Source organism: Halomonas sp. GT (assembly GCF_002082565.1).
In the GTDB taxonomy this organism is placed as follows: domain Bacteria; phylum Pseudomonadota; class Gammaproteobacteria; order Pseudomonadales; family Halomonadaceae; genus Vreelandella.
In genome coordinates, this window is the sequence record NZ_CP020562.1 from 385,892 (window position 1) to 402,304 (window position 16,413).

General features: G+C 52.0%; 15 protein-coding genes, 2 tRNA genes and 3 rRNA genes. 11 read left to right on the forward strand and 9 right to left on the reverse strand.

What is annotated here, in order from left to right; all coding sequences use genetic code 11:
• Positions 1 to 101 precede the first annotated feature (101 nt).
• From tyrS to B6A39_RS01880, 7 genes are all read left to right on the forward strand, one after another.
• Positions 102 to 1,301, forward strand: coding sequence for a tyrosine--tRNA ligase (gene tyrS / locus B6A39_RS01850; protein WP_083000774.1), 1,200 nt, complete (start codon positions 102 to 104; stop codon positions 1,299 to 1,301).
• A gap of 485 nt (positions 1,302 to 1,786) precedes the next feature.
• Positions 1,787 to 3,319, forward strand: a 16S ribosomal RNA gene (locus tag B6A39_RS01855).
• 86 nt (positions 3,320 to 3,405) lie between these two features.
• Positions 3,406 to 3,482, forward strand: a tRNA-Ile gene (locus B6A39_RS01860).
• A gap of 110 nt (positions 3,483 to 3,592) precedes the next feature.
• A tRNA-Ala gene (locus tag B6A39_RS01865) sits at positions 3,593 to 3,668 on the forward strand.
• Between the two features lie 230 nt (positions 3,669 to 3,898).
• Positions 3,899 to 6,792, forward strand: a 23S ribosomal RNA gene (locus B6A39_RS01870).
• Between the two features lie 166 nt (positions 6,793 to 6,958).
• A 5S ribosomal RNA gene (rrf, locus tag B6A39_RS01875) occupies positions 6,959 to 7,074 on the forward strand.
• Together the 16S, 23S and 5S rRNA genes with 2 tRNA genes alongside form the textbook arrangement of a ribosomal RNA operon.
• A gap of 437 nt (positions 7,075 to 7,511) precedes the next feature.
• Positions 7,512 to 7,700 carry a hypothetical protein gene (locus tag B6A39_RS01880; protein WP_083000776.1) on the forward strand — a complete coding sequence of 63 codons (189 nt, stop codon included), beginning with the start codon at positions 7,512 to 7,514 and terminating at the stop codon, positions 7,698 to 7,700.
• A 73-nt stretch (positions 7,701 to 7,773) separates the two neighbouring features.
• Here the strand turns inward: B6A39_RS01880 and B6A39_RS01885 are convergent, their stop codons facing one another.
• Positions 7,774 to 8,619, reverse strand: coding sequence for a Tim44 domain-containing protein (locus B6A39_RS01885; RefSeq protein WP_083000778.1), 846 nt, complete (start codon positions 8,617 to 8,619; stop codon positions 7,774 to 7,776).
• Positions 8,620 to 8,763: 144 nt separating this feature from the next.
• Between B6A39_RS01885 and B6A39_RS01890 the strand changes: the two genes are divergently transcribed.
• Positions 8,764 to 9,339, forward strand: a complete 576-nt coding sequence (locus B6A39_RS01890) for an isochorismatase family protein (protein WP_083000780.1) — start codon at positions 8,764 to 8,766, stop codon at positions 9,337 to 9,339.
• 9 nt (positions 9,340 to 9,348) lie between these two features.
• Here the strand turns inward: B6A39_RS01890 and yaaA are convergent, their stop codons facing one another.
• Together yaaA and B6A39_RS01900 are read right to left on the reverse strand one after the other, a co-directional pair.
• Complete coding sequence (gene yaaA / locus B6A39_RS01895) at positions 9,349 to 10,131, reverse strand: peroxide stress protein YaaA (protein ID WP_083000782.1); 783 nt, start codon at positions 10,129 to 10,131, stop codon at positions 9,349 to 9,351.
• 104 nt (positions 10,132 to 10,235) lie between these two features.
• A complete protein-coding gene (locus B6A39_RS01900) occupies positions 10,236 to 11,267 on the reverse strand; it encodes an NADP(H)-dependent aldo-keto reductase (RefSeq protein ID WP_083000784.1) in 1,032 nt (343 codons plus the stop codon).
• 251 nt (positions 11,268 to 11,518) lie between these two features.
• On the opposite strand from B6A39_RS01900, the gene B6A39_RS01905 reads away from it, so the two are divergent.
• Together B6A39_RS01905 and B6A39_RS01910 are read left to right on the forward strand one after the other, a co-directional pair.
• Positions 11,519 to 12,013, forward strand: a complete 495-nt coding sequence (locus B6A39_RS01905; protein WP_083000787.1) for a tetratricopeptide repeat protein — start codon at positions 11,519 to 11,521, stop codon at positions 12,011 to 12,013.
• A gap of 48 nt (positions 12,014 to 12,061) precedes the next feature.
• Positions 12,062 to 12,574, forward strand: a complete 513-nt coding sequence (locus B6A39_RS01910) for a hypothetical protein (RefSeq protein WP_083000790.1) — start codon at positions 12,062 to 12,064, stop codon at positions 12,572 to 12,574.
• Positions 12,575 to 12,655: 81 nt separating this feature from the next.
• Here the strand turns inward: B6A39_RS01910 and B6A39_RS01915 are convergent, their stop codons facing one another.
• The 5 genes from B6A39_RS01915 to B6A39_RS01935 form a co-directional block, all read right to left on the reverse strand.
• Complete coding sequence (locus tag B6A39_RS01915; RefSeq protein WP_083000792.1) at positions 12,656 to 13,207, reverse strand: TIGR00730 family Rossman fold protein; 552 nt, start codon at positions 13,205 to 13,207, stop codon at positions 12,656 to 12,658.
• A 79-nt stretch (positions 13,208 to 13,286) separates the two neighbouring features.
• Complete coding sequence (locus tag B6A39_RS01920) at positions 13,287 to 13,808, reverse strand: DUF501 domain-containing protein (RefSeq protein ID WP_083000794.1); 522 nt, start codon at positions 13,806 to 13,808, stop codon at positions 13,287 to 13,289.
• Between the two features lie 12 nt (positions 13,809 to 13,820).
• Positions 13,821 to 14,123: a hypothetical protein gene (locus tag B6A39_RS01925; RefSeq protein ID WP_009724018.1), complete on the reverse strand. Its 303-nt coding sequence runs from the start codon at positions 14,121 to 14,123 to the stop codon at positions 13,821 to 13,823.
• A gap of 39 nt (positions 14,124 to 14,162) precedes the next feature.
• Entirely contained in the window at positions 14,163 to 14,570 is a 408-nt protein-coding gene (locus tag B6A39_RS01930; protein WP_009724019.1) for an acyl-CoA thioesterase, read from the reverse strand.
• A 64-nt stretch (positions 14,571 to 14,634) separates the two neighbouring features.
• A complete protein-coding gene (locus tag B6A39_RS01935; protein ID WP_083000796.1) occupies positions 14,635 to 15,441 on the reverse strand; it encodes a hypothetical protein in 807 nt (268 codons plus the stop codon).
• Between the two features lie 115 nt (positions 15,442 to 15,556).
• Between B6A39_RS01935 and B6A39_RS01940 the strand changes: the two genes are divergently transcribed.
• Positions 15,557 to 15,916: a hypothetical protein gene (locus tag B6A39_RS01940; RefSeq protein WP_083000799.1), complete on the forward strand. Its 360-nt coding sequence runs from the start codon at positions 15,557 to 15,559 to the stop codon at positions 15,914 to 15,916.
• Positions 15,917 to 15,948: 32 nt separating this feature from the next.
• Here the strand turns inward: B6A39_RS01940 and B6A39_RS01945 are convergent, their stop codons facing one another.
• The gene (locus B6A39_RS01945) at positions 15,949 to 16,380 is read right to left on the reverse strand and encodes a hypothetical protein (RefSeq protein ID WP_083000801.1); all 432 of its coding nucleotides are present in this window, start codon (positions 16,378 to 16,380) and stop codon (positions 15,949 to 15,951) included.
• Positions 16,381 to 16,413: the final 33 nt, after the last annotated feature.

The window sequence follows — 16,413 nt, forward strand, 5'->3', positions numbered from 1 at the left end:
AACGTAGTGAAGGCTCAACCAAGGCGATAGGGCATGGTAACATCGCCCGTTATTCAATATCTGACGCCTACAACGGCATATATTACATGGAGAGAGAGGCAATGAGTGAGGTGGATCAGGCGTTAGCGCTACTGTCGCGAGGCACGCATGAAATCCTGGTAGAGGATGAGCTGAAGAAAAAGCTGGCGTCTGGCCGTAAGCTGCGCATTAAAGCAGGGTTTGACCCGACAGCACCTGATTTGCACCTTGGGCATAGTGTGCTGTTAACAAAAATGCGCCAGTTCCAGGATCTCGGCCACACCGTTATTTTTCTGATCGGAGATTTCACGGGTCGTATCGGCGATCCCACTGGCAAAAACGTCACTCGTAAACCGCTCACCGAAGCCGATGTAAAAGCCAATGCCGAAACTTATAAAGAGCAGGTATTTAAAATCCTCGATCCCGAAAAGACTGAGGTGCGCTTTAACGCCGAATGGTTTGGTGAATTAAGCGCCGCTAAAATGATTGAGTTGGCAGCGCAAAGTACGGTCGCGCGGATGCTTGAGCGTGATGATTTTGAAAAGCGTTATAAAGCAAACCAATCTATCGCGATTCACGAGTTTCTCTACCCGCTCGTCCAGGGCTACGATTCAGTAGCGCTCGAGGCAGATGTTGAACTAGGGGGAACTGATCAGAAATTTAATCTATTGATGGGCCGGGAAATTCAGAAGCACTTTGGCCAAGAGCCCCAGGTGGTGATTACCATGCCGTTGCTTGAGGGGTTGGACGGCGTGCAGAAGATGTCCAAATCGTTAGGTAACTATGTTGGTGTCGATGAAGCGCCAGGCTCAATGTTCAATAAGCTCGTATCTATGCCCGATAGCTTAATGTGGCGTTACTTTGAGCTGCTCTCTTTGAAATCTAACGAAGAGATCAATGCGCTTAAGCAAAGCGTTGAGCAGGGAGCGAACCCTCGTGACGTGAAAATGGAGTTAGCTCGCGAGCTTATTGCCCGCTACCACGGCGATGAAGCTGCTGCTAATGCGCACAAGTCAGCGGGTAATCAGCTAGCGGAAGGTGAGTTGCCGGAAGACCTTCCTGAAGTAGAGGTGGATTTCGAAGGTAATGAGCAGGCGCCTATCGCGGCAGTGCTCAACCGCTCGGGTCTCACTAAGAACAGTGCTCAAGCCAAAGATATGTTGAAAAACGGTAGTGTGAAAGTAGATGGGGATGTTGTTGCCCAAGACACGATGCTGGCGACGGGTAGCGCCTACGTTATCCAGGCAGGTAAGAAACGTTATGCTCGTGTGACGCTTACCTAACGTTTTCGATAACTTTCTCAAAAAACCACTTGCCAAGACGGCAGCGAATCCGTAAAGTACGCATCCGCTGCCGGGGACGCACAGCGTTACCAGCGGTGATTGAAGGTGAAAACCTTCGGTTTGTCAGAGAGTTAGGGTAGTTATAAAGAAAGCATCGTTATCTCGCTTTCTTAACCCACTCGCTTCACTCGCTAAAAACAGTGATTGACAAACACTAGGAAATGCGTAGAATACGCCTTCCTCGCTGAGGCAAGCCAGTTCATCGGTTAGCCAGTCACTTCTTCGGAAGTTCAGCAGCGAAAACAGCTCTTTAACAATTTGATCAGGTAATTCATGTGGGCGCTTGCCGATGAGGGTGATAAATCACCAAATATCAAGGCAAGCGGTCATGACAATGTAAATTGAAATGAATTCGTTTGAACCTTGAGCCAAGTTTGATGCGCTTTTGTTGCCTTCGGGTGACGAGTAAGTATCACAATGATTTTAAACTGAAGAGTTTGATCATGGCTCAGATTGAACGCTGGCGGCAGGCCTAACACATGCAAGTCGAGCGGTAACAGATCTAGCTTGCTAGATGCTGACGAGCGGCGGACGGGTGAGTAATGCATAGGAATCTGCCCGGTAGTGGGGGATAACCTGGGGAAACCCAGGCTAATACCGCATACGTCCTACGGGAGAAAGGGGGCTCCGGCTCCCGCTATTGGATGAGCCTATGTCGGATTAGCTAGTTGGTGAGGTAAAGGCTCACCAAGGCAACGATCCGTAGCTGGTCTGAGAGGATGATCAGCCACATCGGGACTGAGACACGGCCCGAACTCCTACGGGAGGCAGCAGTGGGGAATATTGGACAATGGGGGCAACCCTGATCCAGCCATGCCGCGTGTGTGAAGAAGGCCTTCGGGTTGTAAAGCACTTTCAGCGAGGAAGAACGCCTAGTGGTTAATACCCATTAGGAAAGACATCACTCGCAGAAGAAGCACCGGCTAACTCCGTGCCAGCAGCCGCGGTAATACGGAGGGTGCAAGCGTTAATCGGAATTACTGGGCGTAAAGCGCGCGTAGGTGGCTTGATAAGCCGGTTGTGAAAGCCCCGGGCTCAACCTGGGAACGGCATCCGGAACTGTCAAGCTAGAGTGCAGGAGAGGAAGGTAGAATTCCCGGTGTAGCGGTGAAATGCGTAGAGATCGGGAGGAATACCAGTGGCGAAGGCGGCCTTCTGGACTGACACTGACACTGAGGTGCGAAAGCGTGGGTAGCAAACAGGATTAGATACCCTGGTAGTCCACGCCGTAAACGATGTCGACCAGCCGTTGGGTGCCTAGCGCACTTTGTGGCGAAGTTAACGCGATAAGTCGACCGCCTGGGGAGTACGGCCGCAAGGTTAAAACTCAAATGAATTGACGGGGGCCCGCACAAGCGGTGGAGCATGTGGTTTAATTCGATGCAACGCGAAGAACCTTACCTACTCTTGACATCCTGCGAACTTGTGAGAGATCACTTGGTGCCTTCGGGAACGCAGAGACAGGTGCTGCATGGCTGTCGTCAGCTCGTGTTGTGAAATGTTGGGTTAAGTCCCGTAACGAGCGCAACCCTTGTCCTTATTTGCCAGCGGGTAATGCCGGGAACTCTAAGGAGACTGCCGGTGACAAACCGGAGGAAGGTGGGGACGACGTCAAGTCATCATGGCCCTTACGAGTAGGGCTACACACGTGCTACAATGGCCGGTACAAAGGGTTGCGAGCTCGCGAGAGTCAGCTAATCCCGAAAAGCCGGTCTCAGTCCGGATCGGAGTCTGCAACTCGACTCCGTGAAGTCGGAATCGCTAGTAATCGTGAATCAGAATGTCACGGTGAATACGTTCCCGGGCCTTGTACACACCGCCCGTCACACCATGGGAGTGGACTGCACCAGAAGTGGTTAGCCTAACGCAAGAGGGCGATCACCACGGTGTGGTTCATGACTGGGGTGAAGTCGTAACAAGGTAGCCGTAGGGGAACCTGCGGCTGGATCACCTCCTTAAACGATGCATCATCCTCGCGGTAAGCGCTCACAATGAATTACCTGATCAGATAATAGAGCAAACGGTTTACGCACGATCCCCTCTTGGGTCTGTAGCTCAGTTGGTTAGAGCGCACCCCTGATAAGGGTGAGGTCGGCAGTTCAAGTCTGCCCAGACCCACCAAATTCCTGTGATACTGCATTAAAATGCTCCTCGTATAGCAGGCTATACGTCGTTGCATTTTGCCTTGTCTCACAGAAATTAATGGCAAGAGGTTAGGTCGGCAAAAAAATGGGGCCATAGCTCAGCTGGGAGAGCGCCTGCCTTGCACGCAGGAGGTCAGCGGTTCGATCCCGCTTGGCTCCACCATTATGTTGTACGTTACCCACCGTTTGTTGATGTTTTGTGACCACTGATAAGTCAAGCGCAGCGATTGCGTTGTCTTATCACTGTTCATCGAACAGTCGCTCTTTAACAATGTATATCATGCTGACATAAACGCTTCTTTGAAGTGTTTATACGTAATTGTTTTGTGATACGTCTCAAGCGTATCCGGCAATCGTTATCATTGCGAGACACCAGACTCCTTCGGGTTATAGGGTCAAGCAATGAAGCGCACACGGTGGATGCCTAGGCAGCCAGAGGCGATGAAAGACGTGGAAGCCTGCGATAAGGCTCGGCGAGGTGGCAAACAACCTGTGACCCGGGCATTTCTGAATGGGGAAACCCACTCATCATAAGATGAGTATCTTGCGCTGAATATATAGGCGTAAGAGGCGAACCAGGGGAACTGAAACATCTAAGTACCCTGAGGAAAAGAAATCAACCGAGATTCCCCTAGTAGCGGCGAGCGAACGGGGACCAGCCCTTAAGCATGTGACTGATTAGGCGAATGCGCTGGGAAGCGCGGCCATAGTGGGTGATAGCCCCGTAGTCGAAAATCTGATCATGTGAAATCGAGTAGGTCGGGGCACGAGAAACCTTGACTGAAGACGGGGGGACCATCCTCCAAGGCTAAATACTCCTGGCTGACCGATAGTGAACCAGTACCGTGAGGGAAAGGCGAAAAGAACCCCGGAGAGGGGAGTGAAATAGATCCTGAAACCGTGTGCGTACAAGCAGTAGGAGCAGACTTGTTCTGTGACTGCGTACCTTTTGTATAATGGGTCAGCGACTTATATTCAGTGGCGAGGTTAACCGTTTAGGGGAGCCGTAGGGAAACCGAGTCTTAACTGGGCGACACAGTCGCTGGATATAGACCCGAAACCGAGCGATCTATCCATGAGCAGGGTGAAGGTTGAGTAACATCAACTGGAGGCCCGAACCAGGATCTGTTGAAAAAGATTTGGATGACTTGTGGATCGGAGTGAAAGGCTAATCAAGCTCGGAGATAGCTGGTTCTCCTCGAAAGCTATTTAGGTAGCGCCTCACGTATCACCGCCGGGGGTAGAGCACTGTTTCGGCTAGGGGGTCATCCCGACTTACCAACCCGAGGCAAACTCCGAATACCGGTGAGTGCGAGCGTGGGAGACACACGGCGGGTGCTAACGTCCGTCGTGAAAAGGGAAACAACCCAGACCGTCAGCTAAGGTCCCGAAATCCTGGTTAAGTGGGAAACGATGTGGGAAGGCTCAGACAGCTAGGAGGTTGGCTTAGAAGCAGCCATCCTTTAAAGAAAGCGTAATAGCTCACTAGTCGAGTCGGCCTGCGCGGAAGATGTAACGGGGCTAAACCAGGTACCGAAGCTACGGGTTCACACTTAGGTGTGAGCGGTAGAGGAGCGTCGTGTAAGCCAATGAAGGTGAATTGAGAAGTTCGCTGGAGGTATCACGAGTGCGAATGCTGACATGAGTAACGATAAAGGGAGTGAAAAACTCCCTCGCCGGAAGACCAAGGGTTTCTGTTCGACGCTAATCGGAGCAGAGTGAGTCGGCCCCTAAGGCGAGGCCGAAAGGCGTAGTCGATGGGAAACGGGTTAATATTCCCGTACCGGACATGATTGCGATGGGGGGACGGAGAAGGCTAGGTGAGCCAGGCGTTGGTTGTCCTGGTGAAAGTGAGTAGGCTGGCATCTTAGGTAAATCCGGGATGCTTTAAGGCCGAGACACGAAACGAACTGACCACGGTCAGGAAGTCATTGATGCCACGCTTCCAGGAAAAGCCTCTAAGCTTCAGATCATGTGCGACCGTACCCCAAACCGACACAGGTGGTCAGGGTGAGAATCCCAAGGCGCTTGAGAGAACTCGGGTGAAGGAACTAGGCAAAATGGTGCCGTAACTTCGGGAGAAGGCACGCCGGCGTAGGGTGACGAGACTTGCTCTCAGAGCCCGAACCGGTCGAAGATACCAGGTGGCTGCAACTGTTTAGTAAAAACACAGCACTCTGCTAACGCGCAAGCGGACGTATAGGGTGTGACGCCTGCCCGGTGCCGGAAGGTTAAATGATGGTGTTAGCCGCAAGGCGAAGCTCTTGATTGAAGCCCCGGTAAACGGCGGCCGTAACTATAACGGTCCTAAGGTAGCGAAATTCCTTGTCGGGTAAGTTCCGACCTGCACGAATGGCGTAATGATGGCCACGCTGTCTCCACCCGAGACTCAGTGAAATTGAAATCGCCGTGAAGATGCGGTGTACCCGCGGCTAGACGGAAAGACCCCGTGAACCTTTACTATAGCTTCACACTGGACGCTGATGTTGCCTGTGTAGGATAGCTGGGAGGCTTTGAATCTCGGACGCCAGTTCGAGGGGAGCCAACCTTGAAATACCAGCCTGGCATCATTGGCGTTCTCACTCAGGTCCGTTATCCGGATCGAGGACAGTGTGTGGTGGGTAGTTTGACTGGGGCGGTCTCCTCCCAAAGAGTAACGGAGGAGCACGAAGGTACCCTCAGCACGGTCGGACATCGTGCAGTGAGTGCAAGAGCATAAGGGTGCTTGACTGCGAGACAGACACGTCGAGCAGGTGCGAAAGCAGGTTCTAGTGATCCGGTGGTTCTGTATGGAAGGGCCATCGCTCAACGGATAAAAGGTACTCCGGGGATAACAGGCTGATACCGCCCAAGAGTTCACATCGACGGCGGTGTTTGGCACCTCGATGTCGGCTCATCACATCCTGGGGCTGAAGTCGGTCCCAAGGGTATGGCTGTTCGCCATTTAAAGTGGTACGCGAGCTGGGTTTAGAACGTCGTGAGACAGTTCGGTCCCTATCTGCCGTGGGCGTTGGATGTTTGAGAAGGGCTGCTCCTAGTACGAGAGGACCGGAGTGGACGCACCTCTGGTGTTCCGGTTGTCACGCCAGTGGCATTGCCGGGTAGCTATGTGCGGACGGGATAACCGCTGAAAGCATCTAAGCGGGAAGCCCCCTTCAAGATGAGACATCCCTGAGGCCTAGAGCCTCCTGAAGGGCCCAGCGAGACCAGCTGGTTGATAGGCACGGTGTGGAAGCGCTGCAAGGCGTTGAGCTAACGTGTACTAATGGCCCGTGAGGCTTGACCCTATAACACCCAAGGGGTCTGGTCGCAGTGATAACGAGACGAGTGTGAAGACACTCAGAGAACCGGATACGCGAATCAAGCCCAACGTGATACACGAAGGGCTTGAGACGAAAGAGACGCCACAAAACATCAGTAACATGTTCAGCATGATATACATTAAAAGTTACGCCTGACGACCATAGCACGCGTGAACCACCTGATCCCATGCCGAACTCAGAAGTGAAACCGCTTAGCGCCGATGGTAGTGTGGGGTCTCCCCATGCGAGAGTAGGTCATCGTCAGGCACTTATACCGCAAAAAACCCAGCCTATCGGCTGGGTTTTTTGTTTGTGCGGAAGAAAATCAATTAGGGACGTTCCCAAGTCACCGCACCGTCATTCCCGAGTGGGGTTATCGGGAATCCACCTTGACCTTGGCCTGCAGTAGCCCGAAACCCCTGTTCAATATGGATTCCCGCTGGGAATGACGAGGGCGGCTCGAAGGGCTGGGGGGAGTCAGCGTCAGGCGCTTATTCGAAAAAAATTCTCCAGGGCTGTGAACTGATGCCTTGGGGAATTTTTTGCGTAGTGATTTTCTGTCACTTGCATGTTTTTTCCTTTAAACAGCTGTTTTAATAAATTTAATAACAAGAGGTTACTGTGTCGCGCTAGCATGAGTTGCATCTAGCGCCTACTATATTGTGGAACGTATCATGAAGCACCATCTCAGGAGGAGAGGCGATATGAGTACGCAGCTTATGAAGAAACTGGCAATAGCACTATTAATGGCATTAATGATGGGCGGTTTGGCCGCATGTGATAATCAAGGCCCAGCTGAAGAAGCGGGTGAAAGCATTGATGAGAGCATGGAAGACGCTGGTGAAAGCCTTGAAGAGATGGGCGAGAATATCGAAGAGTCTGCAGAGAACTAAGCGGACCCCATGTGTTGTTGATACAAAAAACAGCCGCTTAGAAGCGGCTGTTTTGCGTTTAAATGCAATAGCGCTATGCCCCTGGATTTTGCTCAATACCTTGTAAGTACCATGGTGCTTGGTCACGCATGGTGCGGGTTAGATGCCAGGTTTCATTAAATTCGGTTTGCTCTCCGTTCTCTTCTAGTAGTCCGTGGAATATTACAGAGGCCTCAGCATAGCCATCGTACTCGCTTATATCACCTAATTCTGCAAACAGCCTAATAACGTCAGTACGATTATTAGCAGGCTGCTCGGCGCGCTCTTTGCGTAACAGATTATAAAATTCTGGCGTTACATACTCTTGTATTTGGCTCAGATCATTATTGTCCCAGGCACGCTGCAGCGTCATGAAGTGTTCTTTAGCTCCGCTGAGGAAGCGCTCCTTATCGAACCATGCAGGCGTGCTCTGCAAGCCGCTAGCGAAGCTCCCGGGAGCCGCTGCGATATTGCTAAGCGTATGCTGGGTCTCCTGACGTTCACGCTGATAGCCTGCAGCAGTTGCCGAAGCGGGGCGCCGTTGTCGCATAACGGCTCGGAAGGCGAAGATTGCCAAGGCAACAATTCCAGCCATTAGCAGTATGTCCATAAGGCGCAGTTCATCAAAGGCGCCACCAAAGAAAAGCGCTGCTAGTAATCCCCCTGCCAGCAGGCCTCCCACCATACCACCCATACCACCACGACGAGCGGCAGTAGCTTGGCCTTGTTGCTGAGTGCTCTGAACCTGCTGTTGTGCCGGAGTGCTGGCGGGCCGATCCGCCGAACGTGAAACACTACCCATGCTGCTACCGCCGCCTAAGCGTCGTGCTTCGGCATATTCAACGGCGGCACTTATGCCCATGACGCTGACTAGGAACATGACAAGGAATTGTCGTAACATGTTGATTCTCCATGAGAGATGCAGAAGTTAAGGTTACACGCCTTGGGAGAGGCGTATAGAAAATAATCAGTGACAAGTTTACCGTGTAAGTGGGGAAACGGGTTAAGGTGTTGTTGTGTATAAAGACAAAAAGAGGGTGAAAACGTGCGCTTACATCAAGCTCAAAGTTTGTTACTAATTGTCGACTTTCAGGCGGGACTTTTGCCCGTGATTGATGGGGGCGAATCAGCGATTGAAGAGGCTGCTTGGTTGGCTGGTGTAGCCAAGGCGGTAAAAGTACCTGTTTGGTTAACTGAGCAGTATCCGGAGAGGCTAGGTGGTACTGCCCCTGAGTTGTTAAATGCACTAGGCGACCATCGCGTTTGGCAAAAGCATCATTTCAGCGCAATGGAAGAGGCAGCGTTTGCTGAAGCGCTTGCAGAACATGGGGCCAAACAAGTAATCATTTGCGGCACAGAAGCCCATATCTGCGTTTTGCAAAGTGCGCTTGGTTTGCTAGAAGCGGGGTATCAAGTGTTTTGGCTGAGCGAAGCGACGGCGAGCCGTCGCAGTGATGAGGCCCGCCTTGCTCGGGAGCGCGCTTGTGCTAACGGAGCGGTGGCGGTGACAGCAGACATGGTTGCCTATGAATGGCTATATCGCTGTGATTCGGCACTGTTCAAAGATGTCCACCAACGCTTTCTAAAGCCGCGCTCGCCGCGCGCTGTGACTTTTTTTTAATGAGTGCGTTCATGGACGAGCATTTTCGTTACGGGTGAACACTAACGTGTCTCCTTGAGAGGCCGCAGGATCAAACCGATACCCAGCCACGTCAAAAGCAGTGAGTTGCTCGGGGTCGTTGATTTGTTGTTGGATAATCCATGCGCTCATCAAGCCGCGGGCTTTTTTTGCATAAAAACTAATGATTTTGAAAGAGCCGTTTTTCTCGTCTTTGAAAACGGGGGTGATGATCCGAGCGCCTAGCTTCTTTGTATCGATCGCCTTGAAGTATTCGTTAGATGCAAGGTTGATCAGCACGTTTGAGCCACTTTCTTCAATGGCGCTATTAAGTGCTTGCGTTAACGTTGGTTTCCAATAGGCGTAAAGGTCCTTGCCAGCGTCATTGGGTAGTTTGGTGCCCATCTCAAGCCGGTAGGCCTGGATCAGGTCTAGTGGACGCAGCAAGCCGTATAGCCCTGATAGAATACGTAGATGTTGCTGGGCAAACAGGTTGTCGTCATCGCTAAAGGTGTTGGCTTCTAACCCTGTATAGACATCTCCTTGAAAGGCCTGTACCGCCGGTTTGGCGTTATCCAAGGTGAACGGCGGCTGCCAGTCGGCGAAGCGCGCAGCGTTTAGGCCCGCCAATTTATCGCTAATGCCCATTAGATCGCTGAGTTGTTGTGGTGAATAATCGCGCAGAATCTCAATTAATGGTTTACTTCGGTCGAGAAAGTCGGGCTGGGTGACCTTATCGGTTGTTGAGGGTGTTTCAAAGTCTAGCGTTTTGGCGGGGGAAATAACGCTCAGCATGGCGTGCTCCTTATGCCGTGACAGAAAAGAGGGGGAAGTAATTGATGCGATTATACCAAGCCTCGGCGATGGCCGAGGCTATCGGTTTGATAGTGAAAACGTGATTAGGGGCAGGGATTAGGCATCCGACGATGGATGTCGTCGATCGCAGTGAGTACTTCTTCATCCAGCTTAAGGCTCTCGCTGTCGAGGTTGCTTTCAAGCTGATCCATCGTGGTGGCGCCAATAATATTGCTGGTCAGGAAACGACGAGAGTTCACAAATGCCAGTGCCATTTGGGCGGGATCCAAGTCATGCTCTCTGGCCAGTTGAACGTACGCCTGTGTTGCAGCTTCTGCTTCTGGCGAGGTATAGCGTTTAAACCGCTCATAGAGCGTCAAGCGCCCTTTCGGTGGCTGCGCACCATCAAGATACTTACCTGACAGCACACCAAAGCCCAGCGGCGAGTAAGCGAGCAAGCCCACATCTTCACGGTGGGCGATCTCGGCGAGACCGACTTCAAACGTACGGTTAAGCAAGTTATAGGGATTTTGAATAGACGCGACCCTAGGCAGCCCCAACTGCTCTGATAACTGCAGCATACGCATGACTCCCCACGGCGTTTCATTAGAAAGGCCTATGGCGCGTATTTTTCCGGCATCAACGAGTTCTTTTAGTGCTGAGAGTGTTTCTTCTAGCGGTGTTGCGTCTTCTTGCTCTTCATGGGTATAACCCAGTTGACCAAAAAAGTTGGTTTTTCGGTCTGGCCAGTGCAATTGATAGAGATCGATATAGTCAGTGTTGAGCCGTGCAAGGCTGGTATCAACAGCCTGGTGCAGATGGTCACGCGTCATTCTTGGGCCACCACGAATATGGTCTAAGCCAGGGCCTGCGGCTTTGGTAGCTATAATAACATCGTCTCTGGCACTACGGGCTTTCAGCCAGCTGCCAATATAAGTCTCTGTAAGTCCTTGCGTTTCAGCCTTTGGTGGAACCGGATACATTTCAGCGGTGTCGATAAAATTAATGCCAAAAGCGACTGCGCGGTCGAGCTGCTCGTGAGCTTCTGCTTCACTATTTTGTTCGCCGAAGGTCATGGTGCCTAAACAAAGTCGGCTGACCTCCATCCCGGTTCTACCCAGTGGGCGCGTTTGCATTATCGTCTCCTCAATGAAGCGAAATTGCCTCAGGATATTCGGTGATGAACGCCGCTAATAACGGCGCGTGAGAGGCATGTTAGCGAGGCGCTACAAAAGCAGCAAATCAATAGGGTTGAGTAAGCGCAAAGGCAGGCGTATGCTTGCCAGCCCATCGACCAGCCTAGGGCTGGTTAATCGTATGGTTAGCGGTCAAATCGCAGGAACGATGGCTAGCCGAAGATCTCAACAGATAGGCAGGGTGGTTTGCCATGCCGCAGGCATCAACTTTGTTTACCCGGTTAGAGTTTCGCCTAGCCGAGCAGCTGTTTCATACTCGCTGGTTATTGCCGCGTTCGCCGCGCACACAACGTTTGACGATGCGCTTGCTTAAACGCTGTGCAGAAGCGGGGCATCCGGATGCACAGTCGATCTATGGCCACATGCTGTTTCATCGCAGCTTATCACCGCAGGATAAGGCACGTGGCGCGCGTTATGTGTTAGAAGCGGCTCAGGCTGGCGATATAAAATCACAGTATCAAGCAGCGCAAATTCATGAGCATGGGTGTGTCCAGTATCCGCGTCGCGAGGATTACGCGGTGACGTGGTATGCCCGAGCTGCCCAATCAGGCCATTATTTGGCCGCAGAGCGACTAGCGCGCGCCTATCGGCTAGGTGAGCTAGGCTTGGCAGTAGACGGTGAGCAGGCAACCTATTGGCAACGCTTGGCTGATCGTCAGTCAACGACGGAAATGGCGGCAGCCTAGAAGATAAGTCAGTGGTTTGGCCGCTGAGATCAGTGAATGAGGAAATCAGTGTCCGAGACGCTACCAACAGTGCTAGATATTGAAGCGTCAGGATTTGGGCGCGGCAGCTATCCTATTGAAGTTGGCATTGCTCGTGCCGACGGTAGCTGCTGCGCATTTCTCATTCAGCCGTTGGAAGAGTGGACGCATTGGGACTCCAAAGCTGAACTTTTACACGGAATTTCCCGAGATCGCTTAAAACGAGAAGGTTATCCTGTGCGCCAAGTGGCGCAGTGGTTAAACGACGAACTTCGTGAGATAGGCAAAGCCTATAGTGATAGTTGGGGATACGATAACACCTGGTTGTCGCTGCTGTTTCACCATGCGGGAATGCTGCCGCGCTTTCGTTTAGAAGCGTTACGTATCTTGCTCAGCGAAGAGCAGCAAGCACTGTGGAGTAACACAAAGGAAGCTGTCATCGCTGAACGTGGTATACACCGTCATCGCGCGGGCGAAGATGCTCGTCTGTTACAGCTCACTTATCAGCGTACCTTTATGCTAACTGAAGGCACTAAGCGCTGATGCTGGGAGCGTTCTTAGACGGTTCTTAAGTACTGGTTTTAAACGCTGCCCTTTCCATTATCTCTCTTTAACACTACCGGTTTACGCTGAGCCAAGCTGTGTTTCTAATGCAGTCAGTAGTTGGTTGGGCGTGGGCGCGTCCATCAACATATCGCGTGTTGTTTGGGCCAAAAAACCGTGGCTGACGGTACTATCCAAAAAGGTAAGCAGTGGAGCATAAAAGCCATCGGTGTCGAGTAGACCCATGGGTTTTTCGTGAAGCCCTAAATAGCCCCAGGTCCAGATTTCAAACAGCTCTTCAAAGGTGCCTATGCCGCCAGGAAGGGCAATAAAAGCGTCAGCATTGGCAGCCATAGTAGCTTTGCGTTCATGCATATTTGGCACGCGTATAAGCTCGGTTAAGCCAAAATGTGCCTGCTCGCGCTCAACAAGGTGGTCTGGCATCACGCCAATAACCTTGCCGCCTGCCTCTAGCGTTGCGTTGGCCAGCGCACCCATCAAGCCAATACGTGCACCGCCATAAACAAGCGTGTGTCCGCGGTTAGCAATGGCGGTGCCAAGTGCGTTGGCGGCTTGGCGAAAAGCAGGTGTATTCCCTTCACGCGAGCCTAAATATACACAAATTCGTGCCATGGTAAGCGTCCTTATGACAGATCAGCTGCTTATAAATGAGCGGTGAGTTATGGTGAGTTATCAAGCCGTGAATTGGCCGTTAGCTTAGGCAGCGCTGAACATTGTAGTGTTCATCCATCCATTGCCCGATCACGTTATTACCGCATAAATGGTGGGCATACTGAGTGTGCAGGCAGCGTACCTGTTGCCAATTACTAATGCCGCCCACGCCACGTTCGGTGAGAACATCGCTATAGCCAAGCCTAGCGACTTCATCGCGTTGGGCATCACTCATATGCGCCCAACGTGCTTTAACGTAATCGTGATGGCTTTGTTGGTAAGCATCCAGAAACTCAGGCTCTTCCTGAAGGCGTTGCTCCAGTGCCTTAATAACACCCACGGCTTCAATCCGTGAAATCTCAATTTTGAGCAGATCGGAGCATAGCCAGTAAAGTGTAGGAAACGGTTTGCCATCGACAATCGGTGCCATACGCAGCACAAGTGGAGTACCGTGGGCATCGGTAGCAGCAACGGCTTCAATACCGCGGGGAGCGCGCCCGAGCTGTTGAGTGATAATAGCTAGCTGGCGCTCATTGGGCGCTTGGTCGGTACGGATTACCATTGCGTTGATGTCTCACTTTCGGTCATCTTGAACAAACTTATTTGAGCGGCCAACGGCGCGGAAAAAACAACGATTGAGCTGTTCGGGCGTGGCGACATAGCGCCACTTCTCTTCGCAATATTCTGCGGCTCGCGCCATTAATACATCGTAAAGTCGATTGAACGGGGCATCATAATCGTAGGGGTCTGCGCCGAACAAGCGGATATGTGGGTAGTCAGCAAAGCGCTCCATAAAATAGCGCTCAAGGTCGGCTTCAACGGCGCGATGCTGCGCCGTATTATCTGGATCGATCCAAAGATTATAACGGATTGCCATGGGGATCTCCCTGCGCCCCGCCGAACGGAGGGGAGTGAGTTAAGCAGGCGTTGGCGCGCTGTGTAAGTGTGCGGATAGTGCATCGCGCAAATCACCTTCAATAGGTACCGCACGTTTTTCTTGATGATCGTATTGCACCAGGACGGTATGACCCACATTAGTCAGCGTACCATGTTGGCGCGCTTCTTGAGTCACCGTAAATGAGCTGGTACCTAAACGTGTCAAATAGGTACGTAATTCGATGTCGTGACCATAGAACAGTTCAGCGCGGTAATCGACTTCCATCCGCGCCATAATCAAACGCCACTGCTTGGGATTGAGGTCTGGCGTAAATAGCCTGAATAAGTCGTTACGAGCCAGCTCAAACCAAGCTGGCAGTCGGGTATTGTTAATATGGCCTAGCGCATCGGTGTCGTAAAAAGCCGGCTCAATCATACGGGTGAACATCAGGATATCCTTATTGTTTATTAGCAATTCAGGTTAACCAGAATTACCCCTAGCGAGCGCTTGGTCAAGTGGCGCGACGTTGATACCATGCGGAGAACTGCATCCAGCCAAGTAGCCACAGTGTGGCAGTTGCGAACCCCGCCAATGTTCCCCAGAAAAGCCCTAATGTGCTGTAAGTCAAAGAAACGCATAGCGTATAACTCAGCAACGAGCCAAGCCCCATGGGGTAGTGTTTGATCACGGTTGCCGCGGGCGCGAACCCATAGTTTAGATGCAGGATGAGCAGAAAAGGCAGCATGGTGACTGGAAAAGCCGCTAGCGTGCCCGCCCAGGCGGGTGGCAGCCAATGAGCGAGCCAGGTAATCACAAAAACGATGGCGGTGGCCAAGCATGCTCGCGCGGCAAGTGCAGGAAGCGAAAAGGCACGACTGGCGGGACTTTTTACATCAGGAATACTGCGGAATAACAGGCTGAATACAGCGATAGCACAGAGTGTCAGTAGCGTGCCGCTAAGCCGCGTAAAATTGAATTGGGCAAGTACGGTGCTAACCGCGAACCACGCAATAAAGCCGCCTGCTAAGCCGCCAGCGATGCCTTTGAATCCTGGCTGGCGACCTGCCACTAAATAGCCTGCAACTAACGCCATCGTTGCAGTGAAGCCTGCCAGTGTATGTACCGCGCTTTGAGTTGCAAACAGCGGGGAAATTTCTAAACCAATAAAAAACAGCGCTAACGCGGTTCCTAAAGGATAACCCGCCAGTAGTCCCGCCATACGAGGACTGGCACGCACCGCGATGGCACCAAGCCCGAGCACCATGCTAATCGAGAGGCCTAGTTTTGCCAGTTGCCAAGTGAGAGGAACCTCTATCATGCGGTGTTTTCCTTGCTGTTATTAAGTCGTTACTAGTGTTGCACGGCTATTTTATTGAGCAGCTTTAGTGTTTAAATCGTCTCAAGTGTTGCCAGCGTACGAGGCTTTCTAAACCGTGACGCGTTCAATTGACTCAAGCACCCATGCGCTTTCCCCGCCCCCAAAGCCTGAAGGTTGCGAACTGTGCCAGCGGTCAGCTTCGTTGACAAAACATCACTTGATACCGCGCTCCTTGCATAATAAGCCGCGCTATCAAAAACGTTACAGCCGTGAAGAGCGCCTAACCGCGATTGTTTGGCTTTGTCATCCTTGCCATAAGCATATTCATCGGCTGTACAGCGAGCGCGAGTTAGCAGATCGTTTTGCCAGCCTAGAAGCACTAATGAGTGATGATGACATTCGCGCGTTTGTCGATTGGCTAGCCACCAAGCCCGCTGGCTTTAAGCCAAAGTCGCCAGTGCGCAAACGCCGTTAGCAACACTCATCGTGGGCGAGATTTATCGCTAACTACACCAAACGAAGGCCTTGTTGGTCGCGCCAAGCGGCCTCTAAAGCATTTTCGAGTGGCACTTTTAAGTGGGGCGGCAATGCATCATGGGCGGCTTGTAGAGAATCAAATGACCGGTTGCGCAGCCAGCAGTAAGCCCAGGCGCAAGCCTCTGCATCACTTTGTGGGGTGGGGCGGGCGGGCATTTGGTTGAGTAAAAATACCGCAGTGCGAGGTGCCCAGAGCGGTATCTCGCCATGCTCCTCGTGGCTCCACTGTTCAAGTGTGGCGCCGCTTGGCGTCTCATCGGGGGTGCCTAGTTTTGCGACCCGAGCCGTTTCAGCCAAAATGAGTGCCAACTGGTCAGTATCGGCTTGGCCGAGTGAACGCCATTGCCGCAACAACGCCGATAGTCCCGCACGCATCTTGGTATAAAAGTCATCTTGCGGCATGCTCAATAGTTACTCCCGAGAACATAAGTGAGA